Origin of the sequence: Oleiagrimonas sp., assembly GCF_027858935.1 — a bacterium.
Taxonomy (GTDB): domain Bacteria; phylum Pseudomonadota; class Gammaproteobacteria; order Xanthomonadales; family Rhodanobacteraceae; genus Oleiagrimonas.
Window position 1 is genome coordinate 1 of the sequence record NZ_JAQIBU010000184.1, and the last position, 24,231, is coordinate 24,231.

Genomic DNA, 24,231 nt, shown 5'->3' on the forward strand with positions numbered 1-24,231 from the left:
ATCATCGGCGGCAGCTTCGGCGCGGGCAACTACGCCATGTGCGGACGCGCCTACGGCGCGCGCTTTTTGTGGACCTGGCCCAACGCGCGCATCAGCGTGATGGGCGGCGAACAGGCCGCCAGCGTGCTGGCCACGGTCAAGCGTGACGGCATCGAGGCACGCGGCAATGCATGGAGCGACAAGGACGAAGAGGACTTCAAGGCCCCGATCCGCCAGCAGTACGAACGCCAGGGGCATCCCTACTACGCCAGCGCGCGCCTGTGGGACGACGGCGTGATCGATCCGGCCGACACCCGGCGCGTGCTGGGACTGGCCATTTCGGCCTCCTTCAACGCCCCCATTGAGCCGCAGCGTTATGGTGTATTCCGCATGTGAGGCCTCCAGTATCGTGTGAGGGCATGAAGGATCTTCATGAGGCCAGCACGGCATGCGCTAAGAGCAAACTAAGATCGCGCGTTTAAGATCGACAGATGTTTGTGTCTCCCTGCAAGGCGAAGGCCCCATGAATTGCTCCGCGCCAGGGCATTGGTCCCGCGTAACTGCGCCTCCCGGCAAGCGATGCCGCGGCGCCGTCCGCGTGTTGGCTGTGATCATGACGCCCCTGCTGCTTGCCGCATGCGTGCGTTACAACAAGCGCCCCTTGCCCGCCTCCACGCAATGGATCGCGCATCCACGCAATGCCGCGGGACGACCGCTGCAGCGCATCAGTCTGGGTACCGCCGTCAAGCGTGCGCTGCGTGACAACCGCGGTTATGCGGCCGCTCTGGTCAAGGCGCGCATCAGCGTCCTGCAATTGCGCCGGGCTGGCCTGCTGCCGGATCCCCAGTTCTCTGCGAGCCTGGAAAAGCCGACCACGCCCGGGCCCTATGTCAACGGATTCAGTGCGGCACTGAGCCAGGACCTGAGCTGGCTGCTGACACGCGGGGCCCGCAAGGATGCGGCACGCGCACGGCTGACCCAGACACGCCTGCAGGTGGCATGGCAAGGCTGGACGCTGTTACAGAAAACGGCCAGCGACTATGTCGATCTCTGGTTTGCACGGCGGCAATGCGATTTGCTGCAACAGCAGCAGGACCGCCTGGAAACGCAGCAGGCTGCGCTGGACCGTGCACTGAAGCGCAGCGACATCACCATGCAGCAGGATGCCGCGGCGCTGACCACGTTGAGCCAGGTCCAGGCGCAGCTGACCCAGTCGCGACAGGCGCGTATCACTGCGCAGGCGGCGCTGAACAGCGACATGAACCTGGCACCGCAAGTACGCTACTCCCTGCTGCGACCGAAGATGACACCGCTCCCCGATCAACAGGCCGTGCAGTCGGCGCTGCAATCGCTGCCGCATACACGCCCCGACCTGCTTGCCCTTACTGCTGGCTACCGTGCGGCCAATGCCGATTTCCGCGCTGCAGTGCTGGCGCAGTTCCCCGGGATCAGCGTCGATGTCAGCCGCAACTCGGATACCAGCGCGGTGTTCAGCAACATCATCGGCATCAGTCTGAACCTGCCCATTTTCGGACGCAGCCGCAACACGGCCCGGCTGGCACGGGCCACGCGCGATGAACTGCACGCGGTCTATGCGCAACGCCTGAATGACGCCTCCTCGCAGGCACAGACGCTGTATGCGCGTCTGCACCAAACCCAGTCGCGCCAGACCACGTTGCGACAGCAACTGCCCCGCCTCAAGCAGCTGTCCCGAAACGCCAACAAGGCGTTTGCAGCCGGCAACCTCAACGGCGCCGAATGGTCCTCCATCCACCAGAACCTGCTTGCGCGAGAGCTTGAGGCCATGCAGATCAACGCCACCCTCGCCAAGGGACGTGTGGCGCTGAATGCGCTGCTTGGACATGTGCCGCTGCACGCGCCCATCCCCCATGCACCCACGCATCCCGAGAGCGGATCGACACCATGACCCATGTTCCCCGTATCGCCATGCTGGTGGCGCTGCTCCTACCGACCGTGGCCTCGGCTTCATCGGCCAAACCTGCCGGACCTTCGGTAAAGGTCAGCACGACCACTGTCACCACACGCCGTCTGCAGCAGACCCTCACGGCGTACGGCAAGGTCGAGCCGGACCCGGCCTACACCCAGACCATCAGCACCCTGCAGATGGGTCAGGTCACGCGCATCATGGCCAGCCAGGGCGAGCACGTGCATGCCGGGCAGGCGTTGATCGAGATGACGCCCACCCCGCAGTCCAGACGTGCCTACCAGCAAGCCAAAAGCGCCCTGGACAGCGCCCGGGCCACGCTCCAGCAGCAGCGCAGCCTGCAGCAGCAGCACCTGGCCACGCGCGCCGCGGTCGCCAGTGCCCAACAGGTTTTCGATGATGCCCAATCGGCATTGCAGGCACTGAAACATCAAGGCAGCGGCGCGCAACATGTGATCCGCGCCTCCGGATCCGCGGTGGTGACCTCCGTCAGTGCCGCGCCGGGCGCCGTGATCAATGCCGGTCAGCCTCTGCTCAAGTTGAGCAACGTGCAGCATGTGCGCATTCGTCTCGGGATCGAGCCCGAAGACGCGCCACGCGTGCGTCCCGGTCAACCGGTCCAGCTGCAGCCGGTGTTTGCCCGGAAGCCGGCGTCCATCAAGGCCAGCATTCATGGGGTGCATGCGGTGGTCAATCCATCGACCCGTCTGGTTGATGCGATGGTGCATGTCAGCGGCAAGAATGCCACCCGTCTGATCATCGGCAGCTGGGTGCGCGGCACGCTCAGCGTCAAAACGGTGAAGTTGACGGCGGTGCCGCACTCGGCGGTGCTGACCGATGCCAAGGGTGCGTACGTGTTCGTGGTCAGCCACGGCCACGCGCATCGGATCAACGTCACGGTGCCGGTCAGCACCCCGCAATGGTCCGCCATCAAGGGCGACATCCATGCCGGCGAGAAGGTCGTGACCCAGGGAAACTATGAGCTGTCCGACGGCATGGCCGTGCATCAGACGAAGGCGAAGAACTGATGGCGGGCGGCATCGCGAATTGGCTTCAGGGCCACCGCCGTTCGGTGCTTTTCCTGTTGGCATTGCTGGCGCTGGGCGGGGCGGCAAGCCTTTTGAAGCTGCCCACGGCACTGTTTCCGCAGGTCGCCTTTCCGCGCGTGCGGGTCAGCATCGATGCCGGTGCCCGTCCCGCGACCGAGATGATGCTGCAGGTCACGCGTCCGGCCGAGCGTGCCGTGCGCGCAGTACCCGGCGTGCGCTCGGTCCGCTCGACCACAAGTCGCGGAACCACGGATATCTCAATCAATTTCGACTGGGGCCACGACATGGTCAACGCCCTGCTCCAGGTCGAATCGGCGATCAACCGCATCAAGCCCGACCTGCCTCCGGGAACACGATTTACCGCAAAACGTATGTACCCGGCCGACTACACCGGGGTCATCGCCTACAGCCTGACCTCGGACAGCGCCAGTCAGGTCAAATTGCGTGACCTGGCCGAATACCAGATGGTGCCCTTTCTTTCCAGCGTGAAGGGCGTGGCCAAGGTCACGGTACAGGGTGGATACCAGGCCGAATTTCGCGTCACCGTGGACCCGGCGCAGCTCAATGCCCTGGGCCTGTCCATCAGCGATGTCGCCAAGGCGCTTTCGGCATCCAATGTGCTGACCGCCGTCGGTCGGATCCAGGATCACTACAAGCTGTACCTGGAAGTCTCCGACACGCGTTTCGAAAGCCTCAAGGATATTCGCCATACCGTGGTGCGCAGCGGACCCAACGGCATTGTTCAGATCCAGGACGTGGCCAAGGTGCGCATGGGCACCGCACCCAACTACACGCGTTTTACCGCCGACGGCAAGCAGGCGGTGCTGCTCAACGTGTATCAGCAGCAAGGCGCCAACATCATCAAGCTGTCGCAAGCGCTCAAGGCACGCCTGAAACAATTTCAGCCGCAGATGCCCAAAGGGGTGAAGCTGCACCAGTGGTATGACCAGAGCATGCTGGTGAGCGTGTCCAGGAGCAGTGTGGTCAACGCCATCCTCATCGGCATCGGCCTGGCCGCCCTGGTCCTTCTGATCTTCCTGCGCAGTTGGAAGATCACCCTGGTCGCGATCATCGCGGTGCCTGCGGTGCTGTCCGCCACCATGCTGCTGCTGTACGTGTTCGGCATGACGCTCAACATCATGACCCTGGGCGGCATGGCGGCTGCAGTGGGCCTGATCATCGACGATGTCATCGTCATGATCGAGCAGATCGTGCGGCAGGTGCAGGAAACCGGCGAGCACCACACCGAGCGCGTGCTCGCGGCGGCGCGCGAATTCACCCACCCGCAGGTGGGCTCATCCGCTTCCACCATCATCATTTTCGTGCCGTTGGCCTTCCTCAGCGGGGTCACCGGGGCGTTCTTCAAGGCCCTGTCCATTACCATGGCGGGCAGCCTGTTCATTTCCTTCCTGGTGGCTTTGCTGGTGGTGCCGTTGCTGGCCGACTTCATGCTCGGCCACAAGGACACGCAACATGAAAAAAATGGCCGGATTGGACGCCTCGTCAACCGCGGCTACAGCAAGCTCATGGTGCGCCTGCTGCGTCGCCCGGTGTGGCTGCTTGCGGGACTGATCCCGCTGCTGGCAGTCGCATGGTTGGCGTTCAGCCATGTCGGATCAGGTTTCATGCCGCCGATGGACGAAGGCGGGTTCATCATCGATTACGTTGCCCCGCCCGGCACTTCGCTGAAGGAAACCAACCGGCTGCTGAACCAGGTCGCCGACATCATCAAGAAAAATCCCAACGTGGTGACCTGGTCACGCCGTACCGGCGCGCAGCTGGGCGGCGGCATTACCGAACCCAACAGCGGCGATTTCTTTGTGCGGCTCAAATCCCCGCCACGCCCGGCCACGACTGCGGTGATGGATAGCGTTCGCAAACAGGTGGAACAACAAGTCCCTGGCCTGGAAATCGAACTGGCACAGTTGATCGAGGACGAGGTGGGTGATCTCACCGCAGTACCCCAGCCGATTGACATCCGTCTGTTCGGCAACAACGTGGGCCAGTTGCGCAAGGTGGCAAAGTCCGTCGCCAAATCGATCGGCAGCGTCCGGGGCGTGGTCGGCGTGAAAAACGGCGTCGTGATTGCCGGAGATGCCATCAATATCCACGTGGATCGCGCAAAGGCAGCCATCGAGGGCATGTCCGCGCAGTCGATCACCACACAATTGCAGGAGTATCTGGGGGGCGTCGTCACCACCCAGGTGCGCCAGAACGTGAAATATGTCGGCGTCCGCGTGTGGATCCCCAAATCGATGCGCGACCGGACCGACCAGATCGGCAAGTTGCTGTTGCGCGCTCCGGATGGCCATCTGGTGCCGATTGATCGCGTTGCCAGCGTGAACATCGTCTCCGGACAGCCCCAGCTGACGCGATACAACCTCAAGAGCGACGTGGCCGTGACGGCGCGTATCAGCGGCCGATCACTGGGCAAGACCGTGAACGACGTGAAAAAGGTGCTGAACAAGAAGGGCCTGATACCCAAGGGGATCTACTACCAGCTGGGCGGCCTGTACAAGCAGCAACAGCAGGCCTTCCAGGGCCTGATCGCGGTGTTCGCTGCGGCCGTGGCGCTGGTGTTCCTGCTGTTGCTGATGCTCTATGAAAGCTTCCGCGTGGCCTTGGCCATCCTGATTCAGCCCCTGCTGGCCGCCAGCGCCGTGTTCATCGGGCTCTGGTTGACCGGTGTGGAGCTCAACATCACCGCGATGATGGGCATGACCATGGTGATCGGCATCGTCACCGAAATCGCCATTTTCTACTTCTCCGAACTGCGCCTGCTCGAACATGGCCAGCCGCTGGTGTGGAACCTGATCCGCGCCGGACGCAACCGCATGCGACCCATCGTGATGAGTGCCCTGGCCTTTGCACTGGCCTTGATGCCACTGGCGCTGGGCCTGGGCCAGGGGTCGGGCATGCAGCGGCCGCTGGCGATCGCCATCATTTCGGGCCTGCTGGTACAGATTCCCCTGGTATTGCTGGTCCTTCCTGTCCTGTACAAGCTTCTGATGCGACCGTGGCGAAACAAGAACGCGTCCTGAGGCTGCCGCAAATAATGCATGCAAGGCGGATGCGATGCCTATGCGCCGCCGCGGATGGCCATCACCCAGGGCATGCAGGAACGCGTCATCGTGCCCGACTCCTGACTCTTGATCATGCGCGGAACGCTGCCGTACAGCGGTCCTGTCGGCTGCATGAGCAACCGGATGCAATGCACGCCACTGGCATGGCCATGCCGGCCACTAAAAAGCCTGCCCGCGAAAACGCGGGCAGGCTTGATGCTTCGTCGTCGGGCAATGGGTCAGGGTCAATCCGGATGATCGCCCTCGATGGAGTTCTCCAGCACCTTGCCGGTTTTCGCATCGACGCCGACCTCATGCACCGCGCCATGGAGCTTGATGTCGAAGGAATAACGCAGGCCGCTGCCACCGCTTTCCTTTTCCAGCTCCTCGGCAACGATCTTTCCATGCACGGTCTTCATTGCCGTGGCACGCGCCTGCTTGAGAGTGACCTTGGCATCCTTCAGGTACTGGGCACCATCGAGTTTTGCCGCCATGGCGGCGCCGCTGACGCTTGCCAGTGCGATGCCCATGGCCAGCAGGATCGATGAACTCTTGGTATGAATCGGTTTCATGGAATATCCTCCAAGGAAATAGTTGAAGACACTTTGTGCTCTGTGTCGGCCCCACTATCCGGCGCCGGCCTTAGTCCAGCCTTAGTCGGACCGACACGCCAATTTCGCGTTCAGAATCACTTCAGGTTCGAAGCATCAGGGCCTGGGAAAAGCAGGTTCACCCATTGGTTTCCAGGACTCGGACTGCAGATGCCCGACATGACCGACAAACCCGCCGCTTCGCCGGCCGATCCGTCCCGGGCGAAGGGGCGCATCAAGTACGCCGCGCGGCGACGCATGCTGGGCCGCATCCTGGATCGCAGGCTCGCCGCGATCGATACAGGGCTTTGCCTGCCCGGAGCACTTCCCGCTCGAGGCATTTACCGCATCCTGGTCATCCGCCCCAATCACCGACTCGGCAACACGGTGCTGGTCACGCCCCTGCTCAAGGAACTGGAAACCCTCTACCCCGGGGCGGCCATCGACATCGTCAGCGCCGGACATGCCGGTGACCTTCTGCTCTCGTCGCGATTCCAGATGCATCGCGTATTCAGTTTCCATCACCGTATCGCACGGCACCTTCCGTCCTCGATCAAGCTGTTGCGCGAGATGCGCAAGAGCACCTACGACCTGGCCATCGATGCGTGCAGCGGATCCAATTCCGGACGCCTGCTGCTGGGCCTGAGCAACGCCCGGTACAAGCTCGCGTTTGCACATGACGAGAACACGCCGGGTCCGCTGTCCGCCTATGAGGACAACTGCCCCGAGCACATGGCCCTGCGCAGTGTGCACCTGCTGCGGATGGCATATGCCAGGGCAATCGAGAAACCCTGGCCCATGCTCGACCTGGACCTGAGCCCCGAGGAAGAGCGTGATGGCGCGCGGGCGCTCAAGTCGATCGTCGACACCATTGAAGGACATGCAGACGATGGCCCCGTGGTGGGCGTGTTCGCCAACGCCACGGGCGCAAAATGCTACCCGGAATCCTGGTGGGCCGCATTCGTGTCCAAGCTGCAGAAGCAGCGCCCGCAGATCCGCATCGTCGATGTGCTTGCCGAACACGGAAACTCGCAGTTGCCTGGTGACATGGCGCCGTACTTTTCGCGCCACCTGCGGCGGATGGCCTCGGTCCTGGGGGCCATGGATGCCTTCATCAGCGCCGACTGCGGCGTGATGCACCTGGCGGTGGCTGCCGGGGTGCCGACGCTGGGCCTGTTTTCCCAGGACAACATGCAAAAGTATGCACCCTACGGCGGGGTCAACGACGCCATGCAAACACGCAAGGACACGCTCGACATGGAGGCTTTCGAAGCTGCCATGGCCTGGATCGACCAGGCGCTGGAGCACACAGGCAAACAAAGGCGCATACGATGAACCAGACCGAACAGGGGATGACCCACGAAATCGAGGAACAGGGACAATGGCTGTTCCACAGGCGCAGCTATTTTGGCCTGGTGATCCTACCCGCATTGGCGCTGGCGATCCTTTACCCCGGCCCGCCCAGTGGACCTGAAGTGCAGCATCATCCCGACATGCTCGGTGTCATCGGCCTGCTGATCTCTGTGCTGGGACTGCTGGTGCGATGGATCACCGCCGGCACGGTGCCTGCGGATACCTCGCGCCGGAGCACGCGGGAGTTGCGCGCCGATACACTCAACAGCGTCGGCATGTACTCGGTGGTCCGCCATCCGCTGTATCTGGCCAACACGCTGATCGTCACCGGCTTCGTGGTCGCGGTCGGTTCAATCTGGTTCTTCGTGATGTTCCAGCTTGCCCATGCGCTGTATATCGAGCGCGTGATGGCTGCCGAGGAGCGGTTCCTGAAACAGATGCACGGCGACGCATGGAAAGACTGGGCCGCACGCACGCCCGCGCTGATCCCGCGCCTGCGACTGTGGCAATCCAACCCGATGCTCTACAGCGTGCGCACGGTGCTGCGCCGTGAATACAATGGCGTGTTCATGCTGGCCCTGGCCTTTTTCGTGCTGCAGGCGGCACGGGCCATGACTACCGGGCACATGGGCCTGCGCCAGTGGATCGGCCAGGACCACCTGTGGTTGGGACTGCTTGTGGCTGCCGGCGTCCTGTTCCTGTTGTTGCGCACGCTCAAGCGTCATACGCGCCTGCTGCACGTGTCCGGACGCTGATCCCCTGCCCGCTAGCGCGACCCATGCCCGGCGATGCCGGCGTAAGTGTCGGGAAAGGTGGCTGCGCTAGCTTGCCCTCAACAGGCCTTTGCCTGCCTGCACAAGGATCCATCATGCGTAGCGCACGAACATTGATCCTGCTGCTCGGTCTGGCCGTGACGTCCCTGGCGCATGCCGCCGGTGGTCCGCTGGGCATCGACCACAAGCTGCACTATGACAACCACGGCATCTGGAAACGCACCACCCAGAAGGACTTGCAATACGCCATGGTTCTGACCGTGGTGGGCGGCTCCTTCGCGCTGGGCGACCAGAACAAGCTGGGCGACACCTTCTGGCGATCACTGGACGCCGTCGCGATCTCCAGCACCGGCGCCCAGGTGCTGAAGTGGACGTTCCAGCGCAAGCGCCCCTCGCAAACTGACAGCCCGAACCAGTTCTTCAAGGGCGCCCAGTACCAGAGTTTTCCCAGCGGCGAGGTGACTGCGATCAGCGCTGCGGTCACACCATTCATCGCCCGCTACGGCAGCGATCATCCGGCCGTCTACGCACTGGCCCTGCTGCCTGTCTACGATGCCCTGGCGCGCATGAAGGTGCACGGCCACTGGCAAAGTGATGTGCTGGCGGGCGCGGCGCTGGGCACGGGGATCGGCATATGGGCCACGCGGCGCAAGAGCCCGTTGATCGTAGGCTGGCTGCCAGGCGGTTTCAGCATCGGTTTCGTGCATCGGTTCTGAACGCCCCCCTTTCAATCGTCTTCGCCCCACAGCAGGCGTGCATGCAGTCGCTGTCCGGCATCCAGCATGAAGCACAGGCGAAAACCCAGGGCTGTTGCCGCCGCATCGGCAAGGCTCAGGCCCAGACCCGCGTGGCCTTCGGTGTTCTGGCTATGCTTGCGCCAGTGTCGCTGGCCCAGATGCACGACCTCCTCCGCAGTCAGATCAGGCGCAGCATTGCTGATCACCAGCGCGCCAGCGTCCCAGGCCACGTCGACACGTCCTGCCGATGGAGCATAGGCGACCGCATTGCGCAGCAGGTTGCCCACGATCATGCCCAGCAACGTGGCGTCGGTGACCAGCGATACGGACGCTTCAGGCCGGTGCAGATGGATGTGCATCTGGCGGCGCTGCACCCCATCTTCGACCTGCTCCAGTTGCTGGACGACCAGTGATTGCATATCCACGCTGCGCTGTTCGACATGCTCAAGCCCCGCTTCCAGCCGCGTCAGCAGCAGCAATCCGGCCACGGTGCCCTCCAGCTCGCCACTGATGTCGCTCACGTCATCCAGGATTTCCCTGGCTGAACGCCCGCTCGGGTGCCGTCGCTCGATGTCCACCAACGCGCGCAGCTCGGCCAGCCGCGTGCGGGTCTCATGGGCGAGTGCCCCGGCGAAGCGGCGCTCGCGGGCCATGCCCTCGTCCATGCGTTCGAGCACTTCGTTGAAACGCACCGTCAGCGGCGCCAGCTCACGTGTGGTGGCTGGCTCCAGACGCTGGCCTGGCGCGTTCGGTCCGATGCTGCGAATCGAGTCACCCAGCATCGCCAGTGGCTTGAGGCCACGCCGGACCAGTACCGGTGACAGCAACAGCACCGCAAGCAGGGCCAGCAACGGCGTCAACAGCAGGATCGCATCGATGTCATACAGGATGATGTCCAGCTGATCGCGTGAGCGCAGCAGCAGGAAGCGACAGACCGGACCGGCGCCAGCGGCGCTGCTGGCCGTGACATGTTCATTGGGATCCGGACTGAAGCGAAACCAGACCGCGCGACTGGGCACGCCGTCGACCTCGACATTGGCGAATGCCGGCGAATTCGCCTGGTGATCGACCCAGTCCCGGGGAACGCCTGCAGGCAAAGGACGGCTTTGCAGGTGCATGCCGTTTGCGCAAAATACCGCATACGAGGAGTGTGTCGTGCCCAGAAGCATGTGCGAGGGATCGGGCCGCAACACCTCCATGCTCAGGCCATGCGGTCCATACTCGATCAGTGCCGCCATGGCCTGCGCCTGCAGCACCAGGCTGGAATCGAACCGCTTGTGCATCTCGGCATCGACCATGTGGTCCGTGACAAACGCCTCTACACCCAGCAGCAGCACCGTGCTGATGCCCAGCATCACCACGATGCGACGGGTCATGGAGCGCAGCTTCACGGGATCAGGTATCCCGCGCCGCGGCGGGTCTGGATCAGATCGTCGCCGATCGCCGAAGCCAGTTTCCTGCGCAAGCCGAACACCAGCACCTCGATGCTGCGATCCGACGCCCTGGAATCGCTGCCGGCAACCCGTTCGAGGATCTCGCTGCGACTGAACACGCGCCCGCGATGGCGTGCCAGCAACACCAGCAATGCAAACTCGCGCGGGGTCAGCGAAAGCGTATTTGCGCCCACACAGACACGATGCGCACGCAGATCGATCCTGAGCGGGCCGATCTCCAGTTCCGGCGCATGCGCCAGCTTGGGGCGCCGCGCAAGCGCATGCAGGCGGGCCAGCAGTTCATCGAAGGCAAACGGTTTGACGAGGTAGTCGTCGGCGCCGCTATCCAGGGCGGTGACACGATCCTGTACCTGGTCGCGCGCCGAAAGAACCAGCACGCGCGGCTGCACTGCCGCGGAAGGCATGACGCGCAGCAAGGCAAGGCCATCCATTCGCGGGAGCATCAGGTCAAGCACCATCAGATCGTACTCGTAGGTCTCAAGGAACGAACGCCCCTCGATACCGTCAACCGCAGTATCGACCGTGAAGCCTTCGGCCTCCAGACCGCGACGCACGGTTTCACGCAGACGCTCGGAGTCTTCTACCAGTAACAGCTTCATGTGCCCTGCCGGCCCCGCTGTGGAGTGAAAACCATGGTGCCATGTCCTTGCACAGGCGGCGATCCGAGCACTGATCGCAGTGCCACCGTCAAGCCTTCGCAACGACCCTCAATAAAACTCGTACTCGATACGAAAACGTACGGTCGTGTTGGGCGTGTTGCGGGTCAAGCCCGTCAGGATGGCGGCGTCATACGTGAGCTTGTGCCCGTCGCCCAGCGATGCCATGCCAATCAGTGCCGGCCCGGCTCGAAGCTTGTCGGAATGCAGGCGGCCGAAATTGCCGAGCGAGCCGAAGACCTGCACTCCAGGCTGCAGTTCCGGGCTCACGCGGTATTTCCACTGCGCCACGTACTTGAATTCGGTGGGACGCCGCGCGCCCGGATCCCGGATCCGGCTGATCTGGCGCGCAGCAAGCAGGTTGAGGTTGACCTGGGAACGCCCCCACTCCTTCTGGAACATCGGGCCCAGCTGGAAATCGTTGCTCCGCTGCAGACGGTTGTGGCCCAGCTCGGCAAAGATGCCCATGTCCAACCAGTAACGGCCATGATCGGTCAGCTGGAACACGTTTTCCCATTCGAATGCCTCCAGCCTGGCCGGTGCGGCAGGGACCTGCGAATATTCGGCAACGAACTCGGTCCTCCACCACGGTGTCAGGCCGTAGGCCAAGGCCAGCTTGCTGGCGCGCTCACCGGTGGCGGGGTGGCTCCAGTCCTGGACACCACCTTGCAGCTCAAGCTCCCATTCGCGCCAATGCACGATGGGCGAATACACGCTGTCGGCGGGGCCCGCCGATGCGCGCGGCGCGATCAAGGCGCACAGCAGCAGAGCACACGGGATCAGGCCGCGACGGAATGTCGTGGAAAACATCGATATCATCCTGGGAACTCGGGGCCGCAACAGATGTTCCGACCCCTGGAATGCTACCCCGGCTCAGGTCGCCGCAGGGGTCGCGACGTGACCTACGCTGGAGTCCGGCTTGGGTTTGCGCGGAGTGCGGCCGACCATTTTCATGCCCGCCACCATCAACACCAGAGTGGTGAGATAGAACAGCAGCATCATGCCGGACGGACGCGCGTCATAGCCGACAAGGATATGCAGAGTCTGGCCGACCACGGAACGGTCGGAAAGGATCCCGGAGGTATTCCACAACTGGCCACCCAGCGTCGGCAGGAGGTCAGCCTGGACCAGGTAGCGTGAAGCATTCGCGGCCAGCCCCGAAGCCAGCAGGACAAGCATCCAGTTGGTGGTGGAGAAGAAGTGACGCACGGGGATGCGCAGCAGGCCGAAATACAGCGCGAAGCCGACCGCGCTACCACCGGCGATCCCTATGGCGATGCCCGGCACCAGTCCGGTCGCGCCTCCGGCCATCATGCCGTACAGGAACAGCACCACTTCCGAGCCTTCACGCAACACGGCAAGCGCAACCACCGCAAGCAGCATGGCCAGGGAGCTGGACCCGGCCTTCACGGCGCTGCCCACATCCTGCATGTGCCGGGACAGTTCGCGCGCATGCGTGGACATCCAGATCACGTGCCAGCCGATCATCAGCACGGCGGCCAGGAGCACGGAGGCATTGAACACCTCCTGGCCCATGCCACCCACGGCGCCGGCGATCACACCGGCAAGACCGGCGACCACCGAGGCACCGACCACGCCCAGCCCGATCCCGCTGGCGATGAACAGGCCTCGACGGGTCACGCCGCGCGTTGCGGCGGCGACGATGGTGACGATCAGCGCGGCCTCGAGGACCTCACGAAAAACAAGTAGTGCAATACCCCACATGATCCATTACTCCACGATCAGCGTGCCTTTGGCGGTGTTCTGGTGGAAATCGCCGAAAAATTTGTAATGGCCCGCATCAAGCGGACCCACGTAGATCGTGATCTGTGCATTGGGCATCACGATCTTCTCGCGATTGAAATCGCTGCTCTCGAATTCCTCCGGTGTCGCATCCTTGTTCACCACCACCAGCTTGAACTTGGTATGGGCGGGTACCTTCAGCTGGGTTGGCTGATAGCGATGGTTGTGGATGGTCAACGTGTACTGCGGCATGTCCCGGGCCTGGACGGCCAGTGGCAGGAAGAGCAGTACGCCGAGAAGCAGATGTTTCATGTTCGACTCCTGAATGCTGCAGCAAATGGTAATAGTTCGTATTCATGTCTACAAGACGGGTGCGACAACCCGTCCATCGCTGTTCAGGTTCGATCAGTGACCAGTTGGCGGCGTGTAGCGCAGGTTGTCGAGCAAGCGGGTCCGGGGGCGCTGGATCACCAGGAACCCGTCACCCGCAACCTGATGGCAGGCGGTGCATGAAGCGGAAAGTCGGTCGTAGGCCTTGCTGAACGCGGCACGGTCATGTTTCGCCAGCGCCTGCATCACGTTCTTGACGGCCGGATCCATGATCGACGGCATCACCTCGGACAGCTTCTGCGGCTGCAACTGGGCGGCGTCAGCGTGGGTCTTCTCGATATGTTCCAGTGCCTCGTTGAGCTCACCCACCATGAAGTAGGCCAGATTCCAGTTGCCGGCCTGGCCCGCCCACCACAGACGGTCATGCCGGATCTGCAGGTTCAGCATCTGCTGACCCAACTCCTGCGGCTGGAACTGCTGCGCCTGAAGCCGCATGATCTGCGCGCGCAGCGCGTCGATCTGCGCCTGCTGGCTCTGCGGCGCTGAAGCAGCCCACACCGTGATCGTCGTCAGCGGCACGATCAACAGTGCCCGCAGGAACAGGGACAAAAGGGAAGTTCGCATCAAAACCATACACTATTGAATAGGAATGATTCTCATTATTTCATAGCACATCCCCCCTGCCAAGCCCCTGCAGCACACGCCGCCAGCGGACATGCGCAGCAGTCCGGGCGTGTCCCCGTTATCATGCACCCTTGGAACAACCATGCCGGAGACCGTTGTGTACGAAACCCTTCTGACCCGACGCGAAGGCAGCCTGGCCCACATCACGCTGAACCGGCCCGAGCTCCACAATGCCTTCAACGACACGCTGGTGGCCGAGCTCACCCATGTGCTCGAGGCTGTGGAACACGAAGACAGCATTCATGCGGTGCTGCTTACCGGCGCTGGAAAGAGCTTTTGCGCTGGCGCGGATACCCGCTGGATGCGCGGCATGGCCGCGTCCAGCAAACTCGAGAACAAGGAGGACGCGCTGCGTCTTGCACGCCTGATGCGGGTCCTGAACTTCCTTTCCAAGCCGACCATCGCACGCGTCAACGGTGCGACATATGGCGGAGGCATCGGCCTGGTATCGTGCTGCGATATCGCCATTGGCAGTGCCGATGCGAGCTTTGCGCTGTCCGAAGTGAAGCTTGGCCTGGTGCCCGCCACCATTGCTCCGTACGTGGTGGCCGCGATCGGCCTGCGTCATGCGCGTCGATTGTTCGTGAGCGGCGAAGTGTTCGACGCCGATCACGCCGCGAAGATCGGTCTGCTGCACGAAGTCGTTGCAGCCGATCAGCTCGACGCCACCATCGACGGCGTGCTCAAGGCGCTCGACCGCACCGGGCCGCTTGCCCGCCGCGAGGCCAAGCGTCTGGCCCTGCACATGGGGGACATGGAAAGAACCTCCGCGTCGCGAATGGATGCGCACAATGCCGAACTGATCGCCCGCCTCAGGATCAGCAAGGAAGGTCAGGAAGGCCTTGGCGCGTTCCTGGACAAGCGTGCACCGGAATGGATGGGGCCCGACTCCGGCTGAACCGCCCGTTCGCATCCGCCTGCCGCCGAATCCACAAGGAATCCTCCAACGCATGTTCCAACGCATCCTGATTGCCAATCGCGGCGAAATCGCGTGCCGCGTGATCCGCACCTGCCGACGCCTCGGCATCGAGACCGTGGCGGTGTACTCGCAAGCCGACGCCGACGCCCAACACGTGCGCCAGGCCGACCGCGCCTACCCGATCGGCGGCCCGCGGCCGGCCGACTCCTACCTGCGCATCGAGTCCATCCTCGATGCCGCCAGGCGCAGCGGCGCCGAGGCCATCCACCCCGGGTATGGCTTCCTTTCCGAAAATGCCGATTTTGCCCGCGCCTGTGCCGAAGCCGGCATCGTGTTCATCGGCCCGAAACCGGAAAGCATGGAAGCGATGGCGTCCAAGGCCGAGGCCAAGGCGCTGATGAGCAGGAACGAGGTCCCTGTCGTGCCCGGGTATCACGGGGCTGATCAGGAGGCCGGCACGCTGGCCGAACAGGCTCGCGACACCGGTTTTCCGCTGATGATCAAGGCTGCGGCTGGCGGCGGTGGAAAAGGCATGCGCATCGTGCACGAGGCCTCCGGATTCGACGCCGCACTGGAATCCGCGCGACGCGAGGCACAAAGCAGTTTCGGCGACGCGCGCGTGATCCTGGAACGTTACGTCGAGCATCCGCGCCACATCGAGTTCCAGGTGTTCGGCGACAACCACGGCCATGTCATCCACCTCAACGAACGCGAATGTTCAGCCCAGCGCCGCTATCAGAAAGTGCTGGAGGAGACGCCTTCGCCATTCCTGACCCCCGAGCGCCGCGCGAGCATGGGCGCTGCCGCGGTGGCCGCCGCGCGAGCGGTCGACTACGTGGGTGCGGGCACGGTGGAATTCATCGTCAATGGCGACGGCGAGTTCTTCTTCATGGAAATGAACACGCGCCTGCAGGTCGAGCACCCGGTCACCGAGATGACCCTCGGGCTGGACCTGGTGGAATGGCAGTTGCGCGTGGCTGCGGGCGAACCGCTGCCGCTGCGCCAGGAGGATGTGCAGGCACACGGCCACGCCATCGAAGTGCGCCTGTATGCCGAGGACCCGGAGCAGAACTTCCTGCCCGCTTCGGGTCGCCTGCAGCGTCTGCGCCTGCCGCAGCCGGGTCCGCATGTGCGGCTGGATTCGGGCGTGATCGAGGGCGACACCGTCAGCATCTTCTACGACCCGATGATCGCCAAGCTGATCGTGCACGACGAAGACCGCCCGCGCGCCCTGGCCCGCCTGCACACGGCGTTGACGGGCAGCGATATCATCGGGCCAAAATCCAACATTGCCTTCCTCGAGCGTCTGATCGAGCATCCGAGCGTGGTCGAGGCCACCATCGATACCGGTTACCTGGACCGCAATCTCGAGCCGTTCATCGCCACCGGAGAACTTTCTGAAACGGCCCTGCTCGCCGCTGCAACGGCGATGCTGCTGGAGGAGGAACTGCAGGCCAGCGCACGGCTCCAGACCAGCGATCCGCACAGCCCCTGGGCCCGCGCCGATGCCTGGCGCATCGGACACGCGGGCAAGCGTATCGTCGCACTGGTGCATCAGGGCGAACGCCACGAAGTGGACGCCACCGGAGATCACGGGAACTACAGCCTGCGCCTGGAAGATCGTGTCGTGGACATCGCGCACGCGCGCATGGACGACAGCGAGCTCGGCCTGCAGCTGGACGGCATCGCCTACCGTCTTCCGCTGCTGGCCGGATATGGGCGCGTGGTGCTGCATCTGCAGGGCCGCCGCCATGTTTTCGAACATGCACCTGCATTCGAATACCGCCCCGACGAGGCCACCGGGGGCGACGTCGTCACCGCGCCGATGCCGGGCCGCGTCGTGCTGATCAAGGCCGCAGCGGGTGACGAGGTCGCCGAAGGTGATGAACTGCTGGTGATGGAAGCCATGAAAATGGAGCTCTCGCTGAAGGCCCCGCGCGCGGGCACCATCGAGCACATCAGCGCCGGGGAAGGCGAGTTCGTCGAGGCAGACGTGGTGCTGGTGCGCTTCGTGGCCGGGGAGGATACGGCGTGAGCAACCTGCCCGAAAGCGTTCGCATCGTCGAGGTCGGCGCGCGCGACGGACTGCAGAACGAGAAGACCGTGATCCCGACGGCGACCAAGATCGAGCTCATCGACCAGCTCGCGAGCTGCGGCCTGCGCACCATCGAAGCTACCAGCTTCGTCAGTCCCAAGTGGATACCGCAACTGGCCGACGCCGCCGAGGTCTACCAGGGCATCGACAAGCGCGATGGCGTGCGCTATCCCGTACTGGTGCCGAACATGAAGGGCTACCAGCGCTCACGCCAGGTCCAGGTGCGCGAGATCGCCGTGTTCAGCGCCGCCAGCGAGGCGTTCAACCGCAAGAACATCAACGCCTCGATCGACGAATCGCTGGAACGATTCGAACCGGTCCTGGAGCAGGCGCGCGCCGACGGCGTGCGTGTGCGGGGCTACGTCTCCACCGTGCTCGGCTGTCCCTATCAGGGGGACGTGCCAGTGGCCGACGTGGTGCGCGTGGCCGAACGCCTGCACGCCATGGGCTGCTACGAGATCTCGCTGGGCGACACCATCGGCGTGGGCACACCGGAAAAGGCGCGTGCAATGCTGCTCGCGGTCGCGCAGTCGGTGCCGATGTCGGCACTGGCCGTGCATTTTCATGACACCTACGGCCAGGCCCTGGCCAACATCCTGGCCTGCCTGGAGGAAGGCGTGGCCGTGGTCGACAGCGCCGTGTCGGGCACCGGCGGTTGCCCCTATGCGCACGGTGCCACCGGCAATGTCGCCACCGAGGACGTCGCCTACATGCTCGCCGGAATGGGTATTGCCACCGGCATCGACCTGGACGCCCTGGTGCAGACCGGACGATGGCTTTCCGAGGCGCTTGGACGCACCACCTCGAGCCGCGTGGCTCGTGCGATGGCGCCGGCATGAACCCATGAAAAACAATAGATTGCCGGACTAATCACACAAGAATTCGAGCCTAAGCCAAAGGCCGCCCAGTGAAGCCCGCCGAGCGGCCTGGCCTGCAGCCCATGGCAGGCGTCGGTTACCATGGTGGTTTTCCAGCAGGACACCTCAGCATGCAGCTCAATCAGATCAAGGCCGTCATCACCGGCGGCGCTTCGGGACTCGGCAATGCGGTAGCCCGCCACCTGATCGCGCAAGGCGGCAAGGTGGTGCTGTTCGACGTCAACGAGGACAAGGGCAATGCGGCCGCGACCGCGCTGGGCGGTGAGGCGCACTTCCTGCGCACCGACGTCACTTCCGAAGAAGACGTCGCAGCCCATATCGATCAGGCAAATGCCGCGATGGGCGGCCTGAACGCCCTGATCAACTGCGCGGGCATTCTCGGCGCGGGACGTGTGCTCGGACGCGAGGCGCCGATGGCGCTGTCCAACTTTTCGACCACGGTGATGGTCAACCTGGTCGGCAGCTTCAACGTGGCCAAGGCTGCGGCCAACCGCATGCAGCACAACGAGCCCGGCGAGGACGGCGAGCGCGGCGTGATCGTGAATACCGCCTCGGTCGCGGCCTACGAAGGCCAGATCGGCCAGGCCGCGTATTCGGCGTCCAAGGGTGGCGTGGTCGGCATGACCCTGCCGATGGCGCGCGAACTGGCGCGCTTCGGGATCCGCGTGGCGACCATCGCCCCAGGCATTTTCTGGACCCCGATGGTTGACGGCATGCCCGAGCAGGTGCAGGAGTCCCTGTCGGCCTCGATCCCGTTTCCGTCGCGCCTGGGCAAACCCGAGGAGTATGCGCAACTGGCCGCCTTCATCCTGTCCAACCGCTACATCAACGGCGAAACCATCCGCCTGGATGGCGCCGTCCGCATGCAGCCCAGGTAAACCGGCACCGTCCATGCGAGGTTCCTTCCCGTATCCAGTACAAATGCTGCGCGCAGGATGGCCGCGGGCCAGGATCATTGCCGGACAAGGTCCGTGAGTTGCCGGGCGCCGATGGTCCGCTCCCATTCGGCGACCAGGGACCGGACCCGGGGTTCGCTGCGCCGGAGCTTGACGATCCGGTTTCGGCACGGCGATGGTGTGCGTATGGGGCGATGTACGCTGATCGCGCCGGCTACCGGACCCCACCCTTTCAACGAGGCATGGAAAACCCTATGACGTCATCCTACGAAGCCACCAGGGCATGGGCCGAGGCTGCCGATCGCCAGGATCCGCTGCGCGACTACCGCGAACGTTTCCTGATTCCGCCCCATGATGACGGCCAGACACTGTATTTCTGCGGCAACTCGCTCGGTCTCGAGCCCCGCGAGGTACGCGAGGCCGTCAACAGTGAGCTCGACTATTGGGGTGAACTGGGCGTGGAAGGCCACTTCAAGGGTCGCCAGCCCTGGTTGAGCTACAACGAATACGTGCGCGAGCACCTGGCTGAACTGGTCGGCGCCGAATCCGGCGAAGTGGTGGCCATGAATACGCTCAGCGTGAACCTGCACCTGCTGATGGTCAGCTTCTACCGACCCGACGCAACGCGCCACAAGATCCTGATCGAGGGTGGCGCCTTTCCCACCGACCGCTATGCAGTGGAGTCACAGATCCGCTTTCACGGCTTCGATCCTGCCGAATCACTGATTGAGCTGGCGCCGGACGAGGCCAATGGCACCCTTTCCATGCAGGCCATCGAGCAGGCGCTGGACGAGCACGGCCCGAGCACGGCGCTGGTCCTGCTCCCGGGCGTGCAGTACCGTACCGGCCAGGCATTCGACCTGGAGACCATCACGCGCAAGGCTCATGCGAAGGGCTGCATGGTCGGATTCGACCTCGCGCATGCGGTGGGCAATGTGCCGCTGGCCCTGCACGACAGCGGACCGGATTTCGCCGTCTGGTGCCACTACAAGTACGTCAACAGCGGACCGGGCGCCGTGGGCGGTGCTTTCGTGCATGCCCGCCACGCGCATAGCGACCGACCCCGTTTCGCCGGATGGTGGGGACACGACAAGGCCACACGCTTCCAGATGGGACCGCATTTCGACCCCACCCCGGGCGCCGAGGGTTGGCAGCTGTCCAACCCGCCGATCCTGGCGATGGTGCCACTGCGCGTCTCGCTGCAGATGTTCCACCAGGCGGGCATGAAGACCCTGCGTGAAAAATCCCTGCGCTTGACGGGATACCTGGAGTGGCTGGTCGACTCGCAACTGTCGGACACTCTCGAGGTGCTCACACCGCGCGAACCCTCACGACGCGGCGCGCAACTGTCGATCCGCGTGCTGGATGGACGCGAGCGCGGCCGCGCACTGTTTGATCATCTGGTCGGGCAAGGCATCATCGGCGACTGGCGCGAACCGGACGTGATCCGCATTTCTCCGGCTCCCATGTATAACCGTTTCCAGGACTGTCTGGGTTTCTGCGAGGCTGTGAAAGCATGGCGCGAAGGGCCCTGAATCCAACCCGCTGACAACCGGAAAAACTCCCGCGGACTTGCCTCGCGGGCCATTTTATCGGAATGTCGGTGTCCGTCCCCACGAAAATACGGTACTCGACATGCATAGAACGTACGCCATATCCCTTGGCATGTTGCTTTTCCTGGCCACTCCGCTGGCGCTGGCCAAACCACCACAGCATGACGCCATCCCGGGTAGCGCGCTGGACGCCACGGCGCCACCCACCACCCGTCAGGCCCTGGCCGCAGCCAAGCCCGTCACCGCCCGTCACGCCATGGTCGTGACGGCCCAGCACCTGGCCACGCACGTCGGCGTGAACATCCTCAAGGAAGGCGGCAACGCCGTCGACGCCGCCGTGGCCGTCGGCTACGCGTTGGCCGTGGTGCACCCGTGCTGCGGCAACATCGGCGGCGGCGGATTCATGGTGGTCCACCTCAAGGATGGCAAGAACCTGTTTCTGGACTTCCGCGAGAAGGCGCCGCTGGCAGCCACCACCGACATGTATCAGGACAAGAACGGCAAGGTGGTCAAGGCACGCAGCACCAAGTCCTATCTTGGCGTGGGCGTGCCCGGCACCGTGATGGGCCTGAACGCCGCGCTGAAGAAATACGGCACGATGTCGCTGGCCCAGGTCATCGATCCGGCCATCCAGCTGGCGCGCAAGGGCTATATCCTGCAGCAGGGCGACGTGAACATCCTGCATGAGCGCACCAAGACCTTTGCCGAATCGCCCAAAGTGGCCTCCATCTTCCTGAAGGACGGCAAACCCCTGCAAGTCGGTGACCGCCTGGTGCAACCGCAACTGGCGCACTCGTTGGAACTGATCCGCGACCACGGCACCAACGCCTTCTACCATGGCGCCATCGCCAAGCAGCTGGTCAAGTCCAGTCAGGCCCATGGCGGCATCTTGAGCATGCAGGACCTGGCTGACTACACCGTCAAGTGGGACAAGCCTGTCACCTGCAAATACCGCGGCTACACCATCGTCTCGGCCGCGCCGCCCAGCTCCGGTGGCGTGACGATGTGCGAGATCGTCGGCATCCTGCGCCCCTACCCACTGCGCAAGTGGGGCTACGGTTCAGTGAAAGCGGTGCATTACTTCATCGAGGCCGAGCGTCGCGCCTTTGCCGACCGCAACACCTACCTGGGCGATCCGGCCTTCGTGCACAACCCGATCGCGAAGCTGCTCAGCGCCAAACACGCCGCCAAGATGCGCAGCACCATCCAGCCGGACAAGGCCACGCCATCCAGCGAGATCTCCGGCAGCCTGGGCCCGGCCGAAGGCATGCACACCACGCATTTCTCGATCGTCGATGCGCATGGCAATGCGGTCAGCGTGACCTATACCCTCAACTACCTGTTCGGCATCGGCAAGATCGCCGGCAATACCGGTATCTTCCTCAACAACGAGATGGACGACTTCACTTCCAAGCCGGGGGTGCCGAACTCGTTCGGACTGGTGCAAGGCAAGATCAACCAGATCGAGCCGGGCAAACGTCCGCTGAGCTCGATGTCGCCCTCGCTGGTGCTCAACCGCCAGGGCAAGTTGTTCATGGTGACCGGAAGCCCGGGAGGCTCGACCATCATCTCGACCACGCTCGAAAGCATGATCAACGTGATCGACTTTGGCATGAACGCGCAGCAGGCCGTGGATGCGCCTCGCCTGCACATGCAGTGGTTGCCGGACGTGACAATGGTGGAGCCGGGCCTTCTGACCAAGGCCACCAAGGCAAAGCTTGAAGCCATGGGTCATCACTTCCGCGATATCCGCTCGTGGGGCGCGGACGAAGCCATTCTGCGCAATCCAAAGACCGGCCTGCTGGAAGGCGCCAACGACCGTCGCCGCCCCTCCGGACTGGCTGCCGGTTACTGATTGGCGTCGCCCGACACCGGTCGGGAACACAAGGGCCCGGGACCATGACGGTCCCGGGCCCTTGCTTGTCCACGCGATGGTTCAACTCCGGGACGCGGACTCAACCAGCGGGATTGAGGTGCCACAGCGCGGCATTGAGCACGGTCGCAAACCCGACCCATGCCAGATAGGGCAGCATCAACCAGCCGGCCCCGCGGTCGCGGCGGAAAAACGCCACCATGGTAACCACGATCAGCACCAGCAGCAGCACGATATCGATGAGGCCCCAGCCTAGCGCATGGCGGCCGAACACGATCCATGACCAGGCCGCGTTGGCGACCAGTTGCGCGCCCCACAGCCCCATTGCCACATCCAGGCCCACCCGCAGCCATACCCGCCATGCGGCGAAGGCCATGGTCAGATACAGCAAAGTCCAGGCGATCGGAAACACCAGGTTGGGCGGGGTGAAGAACGGCTGCTGCAAGGCGGCATACCAGTCCCCGGGCGGAAACAGGCTGCCGAGGGTCGCGACGATCGCGACCAGCAGCAGGAATACAAACAGAGCGATGGCGTTGCGCATGGTCGATCTCCCGCACATGAAGTGGCTGCAGCAGAATGCCCTGCTCCGGCCAGCATCGGCAAGCGGCGAAGGGTGCCGGCAACCTTGGGCGGGGTTCCGGCTACGGGTGGAGACACGCACAGGTGCCAGTGATCGAAGATCAGCCGAGAAACCGGACTTGATTCGCCACGTGCCCTTGCCCGGGGCACGGCAAGCATCGGTCAGCGAGCGATGTATCCGGAAACGGATCGAAACACTTCATGCGCGAGGACTTCAGGCGATTTGTCGATTTCCAAACGAATCGCTCTCTCTGGCGGAGCCTCCGGCTCCTCCAACAGCGCCAACTGACTGTCCAGGAGGTCGAGCGGCATGAAATGGCTGCGACGGTTTTGCAGGCGCTGCACCAGCAGCTCGTGCGTACCGTGAAGGTAAACAAAACACAGGTCGTCGTGACCTTCCACAATGATGTCGCGATAGGCGCGCCGCAAGGCCGAACAGGCAATGACCGCGCAACGTCCCTGCGAGCGCCAGTGCCGTATCGTCTGCGCAACCGCCTCCAGCCATGGCGCGCGATCGGCATCGTCGAGCGGGATGCCTTGGCGCATCTTTTCCACGTTGGCAGGAGGATGCAGCGCATCGCCCTCCAGAAAAAGCCAGTGCAGCTGCTGCGCAACCCGCTCGGCAATCGTCGATTTGCCGCACCCGGATACGCCCATAACCACGATGTATCGAATATGCATGATTCAATCGAATGGCTTGATCAAGGGGACATTGTTCCTGACACCTTGGCCCTTTGCCCATAGCTCACGCTACGGAAAACGGTGGATCTGCCTTCCTGCTGCTTTTTGGACCGCGTTTGTGAAAGCAATCGATCCCGCGAGCCAAGGCGAGCCGGCCCCGCGCAACGGCGGGGCCGACCGCATGCTGCAAGGTCCTCAGAAATCAAACGTCGCGGAGGCAAAATAGGCCCGGGGTTCTTCGTAGATCGCGCGCACGAAGGGATTCCCGTTGGAGGTCGTGTCACCATATCCGAAGGTGTAGTAGTGGCGGTTGAGCACGTTATCGACATACAGGGCAAGCTTCATGTCCTTCAACGTGCCATCACCGATACGCAGCGTGTCGCGCAGGGTGAAGTTGACCAC

At 63.5% G+C, this 24,231-nt stretch carries 23 protein-coding genes; 13 read left to right on the forward strand and 10 right to left on the reverse strand.

Features of this window, described 5'->3' with window-relative positions; translation table 11 throughout:
- The 4 genes from PF446_RS06790 to PF446_RS06805 all read left to right on the forward strand — a co-directional run.
- On the forward strand, positions 1-375 hold a 375-nt coding region (locus PF446_RS06790), incomplete at its 5' end, for a carboxyl transferase domain-containing protein (protein WP_298070505.1).
- 217 nt (positions 376-592) lie between these two features.
- Positions 593-1,906: a TolC family protein gene (locus tag PF446_RS06795; RefSeq protein WP_298070509.1), complete on the forward strand. Its 1,314-nt coding sequence runs from the start codon at positions 593-595 to the stop codon at positions 1,904-1,906.
- Positions 1,903-2,952, forward strand: a complete 1,050-nt coding sequence (locus PF446_RS06800; RefSeq protein WP_298070511.1) for an efflux RND transporter periplasmic adaptor subunit — start codon at positions 1,903-1,905, stop codon at positions 2,950-2,952. The genes PF446_RS06795 and PF446_RS06800 overlap by 4 nt, the downstream gene beginning before the upstream one ends.
- Positions 2,952-6,014, forward strand: a complete 3,063-nt coding sequence (locus PF446_RS06805; protein WP_298070513.1) for an efflux RND transporter permease subunit — start codon at positions 2,952-2,954, stop codon at positions 6,012-6,014. Before PF446_RS06800 ends, PF446_RS06805 begins: the two co-directional genes overlap by 1 nt.
- 266 nt (positions 6,015-6,280) lie before the next feature.
- Here the strand turns inward: PF446_RS06805 and PF446_RS06810 are convergent, their stop codons facing one another.
- Positions 6,281-6,607, reverse strand: coding sequence for a PepSY domain-containing protein (locus PF446_RS06810; protein WP_298070515.1), 327 nt, complete (start codon positions 6,605-6,607; stop codon positions 6,281-6,283).
- A gap of 198 nt (positions 6,608-6,805) precedes the next feature.
- On the opposite strand from PF446_RS06810, the gene PF446_RS06815 reads away from it, so the two are divergent.
- The 3 genes from PF446_RS06815 to PF446_RS06825 all read left to right on the forward strand — a co-directional run bounded on the left by PF446_RS06815 (position 6,806) and on the right by PF446_RS06825 (position 9,467).
- On the forward strand, positions 6,806-7,960 hold the full coding sequence (locus tag PF446_RS06815) for a glycosyltransferase family 9 protein (RefSeq protein WP_298070516.1): 1,155 nt from the start codon (positions 6,806-6,808) through the stop codon (positions 7,958-7,960).
- Positions 7,957-8,733: an isoprenylcysteine carboxylmethyltransferase family protein gene (locus PF446_RS06820; RefSeq protein ID WP_298070518.1), complete on the forward strand. Its 777-nt coding sequence runs from the start codon at positions 7,957-7,959 to the stop codon at positions 8,731-8,733. Before PF446_RS06815 ends, PF446_RS06820 begins: the two co-directional genes overlap by 4 nt.
- A 113-nt stretch (positions 8,734-8,846) precedes the next feature.
- Complete coding sequence (locus PF446_RS06825; protein WP_298070520.1) at positions 8,847-9,467, forward strand: phosphatase PAP2 family protein; 621 nt, start codon at positions 8,847-8,849, stop codon at positions 9,465-9,467.
- 11 nt (positions 9,468-9,478) lie between these two features.
- On the opposite strand, the gene PF446_RS06830 is transcribed toward PF446_RS06825, so the two are convergent.
- The 6 genes from PF446_RS06830 to PF446_RS06855 all read right to left on the reverse strand — a co-directional run bounded on the left by PF446_RS06830 (position 9,479) and on the right by PF446_RS06855 (position 14,295).
- On the reverse strand, positions 9,479-10,879 hold the full coding sequence (locus PF446_RS06830) for an ATP-binding protein (protein ID WP_298070521.1): 1,401 nt from the start codon (positions 10,877-10,879) through the stop codon (positions 9,479-9,481).
- Complete coding sequence (locus PF446_RS06835) at positions 10,876-11,541, reverse strand: response regulator transcription factor (protein WP_298070522.1); 666 nt, start codon at positions 11,539-11,541, stop codon at positions 10,876-10,878. Before PF446_RS06835 ends, PF446_RS06830 begins: the two co-directional genes overlap by 4 nt.
- Positions 11,542-11,649: 108 nt before the next feature.
- Positions 11,650-12,408 (reverse strand): hypothetical protein, encoded by a 759-nt coding sequence (locus PF446_RS06840; RefSeq protein ID WP_298070524.1) that lies wholly within the window; start codon positions 12,406-12,408, stop codon positions 11,650-11,652.
- Between the two features lie 63 nt (positions 12,409-12,471).
- Complete coding sequence (locus PF446_RS06845) at positions 12,472-13,323, reverse strand: FTR1 family protein (RefSeq protein WP_298070526.1); 852 nt, start codon at positions 13,321-13,323, stop codon at positions 12,472-12,474.
- A gap of 6 nt (positions 13,324-13,329) precedes the next feature.
- Positions 13,330-13,653, reverse strand: a complete 324-nt coding sequence (locus PF446_RS06850; protein ID WP_298070528.1) for a cupredoxin domain-containing protein — start codon at positions 13,651-13,653, stop codon at positions 13,330-13,332.
- A 93-nt stretch (positions 13,654-13,746) separates the two neighbouring features.
- On the reverse strand, positions 13,747-14,295 hold the full coding sequence (locus PF446_RS06855) for a hypothetical protein (protein ID WP_298070529.1): 549 nt from the start codon (positions 14,293-14,295) through the stop codon (positions 13,747-13,749).
- Between the two features lie 142 nt (positions 14,296-14,437).
- On the opposite strand from PF446_RS06855, the gene PF446_RS06860 reads away from it, so the two are divergent.
- From PF446_RS06860 to ggt, 6 genes are all read left to right on the forward strand, one after another.
- Positions 14,438-15,253: an enoyl-CoA hydratase-related protein gene (locus PF446_RS06860; RefSeq protein WP_298070531.1), complete on the forward strand. Its 816-nt coding sequence runs from the start codon at positions 14,438-14,440 to the stop codon at positions 15,251-15,253.
- A gap of 52 nt (positions 15,254-15,305) precedes the next feature.
- Complete coding sequence (locus PF446_RS06865; protein ID WP_298070533.1) at positions 15,306-17,309, forward strand: acetyl-CoA carboxylase biotin carboxylase subunit; 2,004 nt, start codon at positions 15,306-15,308, stop codon at positions 17,307-17,309.
- Between the two features lie 5 nt (positions 17,310-17,314).
- Entirely contained in the window at positions 17,315-18,208 is an 894-nt protein-coding gene (locus PF446_RS06870) for a hydroxymethylglutaryl-CoA lyase (protein ID WP_298070541.1), read from the forward strand.
- A 149-nt stretch (positions 18,209-18,357) separates the two neighbouring features.
- Positions 18,358-19,125, forward strand: a complete 768-nt coding sequence (locus PF446_RS06875; RefSeq protein ID WP_298070534.1) for an SDR family NAD(P)-dependent oxidoreductase — start codon at positions 18,358-18,360, stop codon at positions 19,123-19,125.
- 272 nt (positions 19,126-19,397) lie between these two features.
- Complete coding sequence (kynU, locus tag PF446_RS06880; RefSeq protein WP_298070536.1) at positions 19,398-20,678, forward strand: kynureninase; 1,281 nt, start codon at positions 19,398-19,400, stop codon at positions 20,676-20,678.
- Positions 20,679-20,778: 100 nt separating this feature from the next.
- On the forward strand, positions 20,779-22,551 hold the full coding sequence (gene ggt, locus PF446_RS06885) for a gamma-glutamyltransferase (protein WP_298070538.1): 1,773 nt from the start codon (positions 20,779-20,781) through the stop codon (positions 22,549-22,551).
- A gap of 100 nt (positions 22,552-22,651) precedes the next feature.
- Here ggt and PF446_RS06890 read toward each other — a convergent pair whose 3' ends face one another.
- From PF446_RS06890 to PF446_RS06900, 3 genes are all read right to left on the reverse strand, one after another.
- Positions 22,652-23,110 (reverse strand): TspO/MBR family protein, encoded by a 459-nt coding sequence (locus PF446_RS06890; protein ID WP_298070539.1) that lies wholly within the window; start codon positions 23,108-23,110, stop codon positions 22,652-22,654.
- Between the two features lie 200 nt (positions 23,111-23,310).
- Complete coding sequence (locus PF446_RS06895) at positions 23,311-23,829, reverse strand: gluconokinase (protein WP_343224660.1); 519 nt, start codon at positions 23,827-23,829, stop codon at positions 23,311-23,313.
- 195 nt (positions 23,830-24,024) lie between these two features.
- Positions 24,025-24,231 (reverse strand): hypothetical protein (locus PF446_RS06900; RefSeq protein WP_298070540.1); only part of this gene is annotated, 207 nt, incomplete at its 5' end.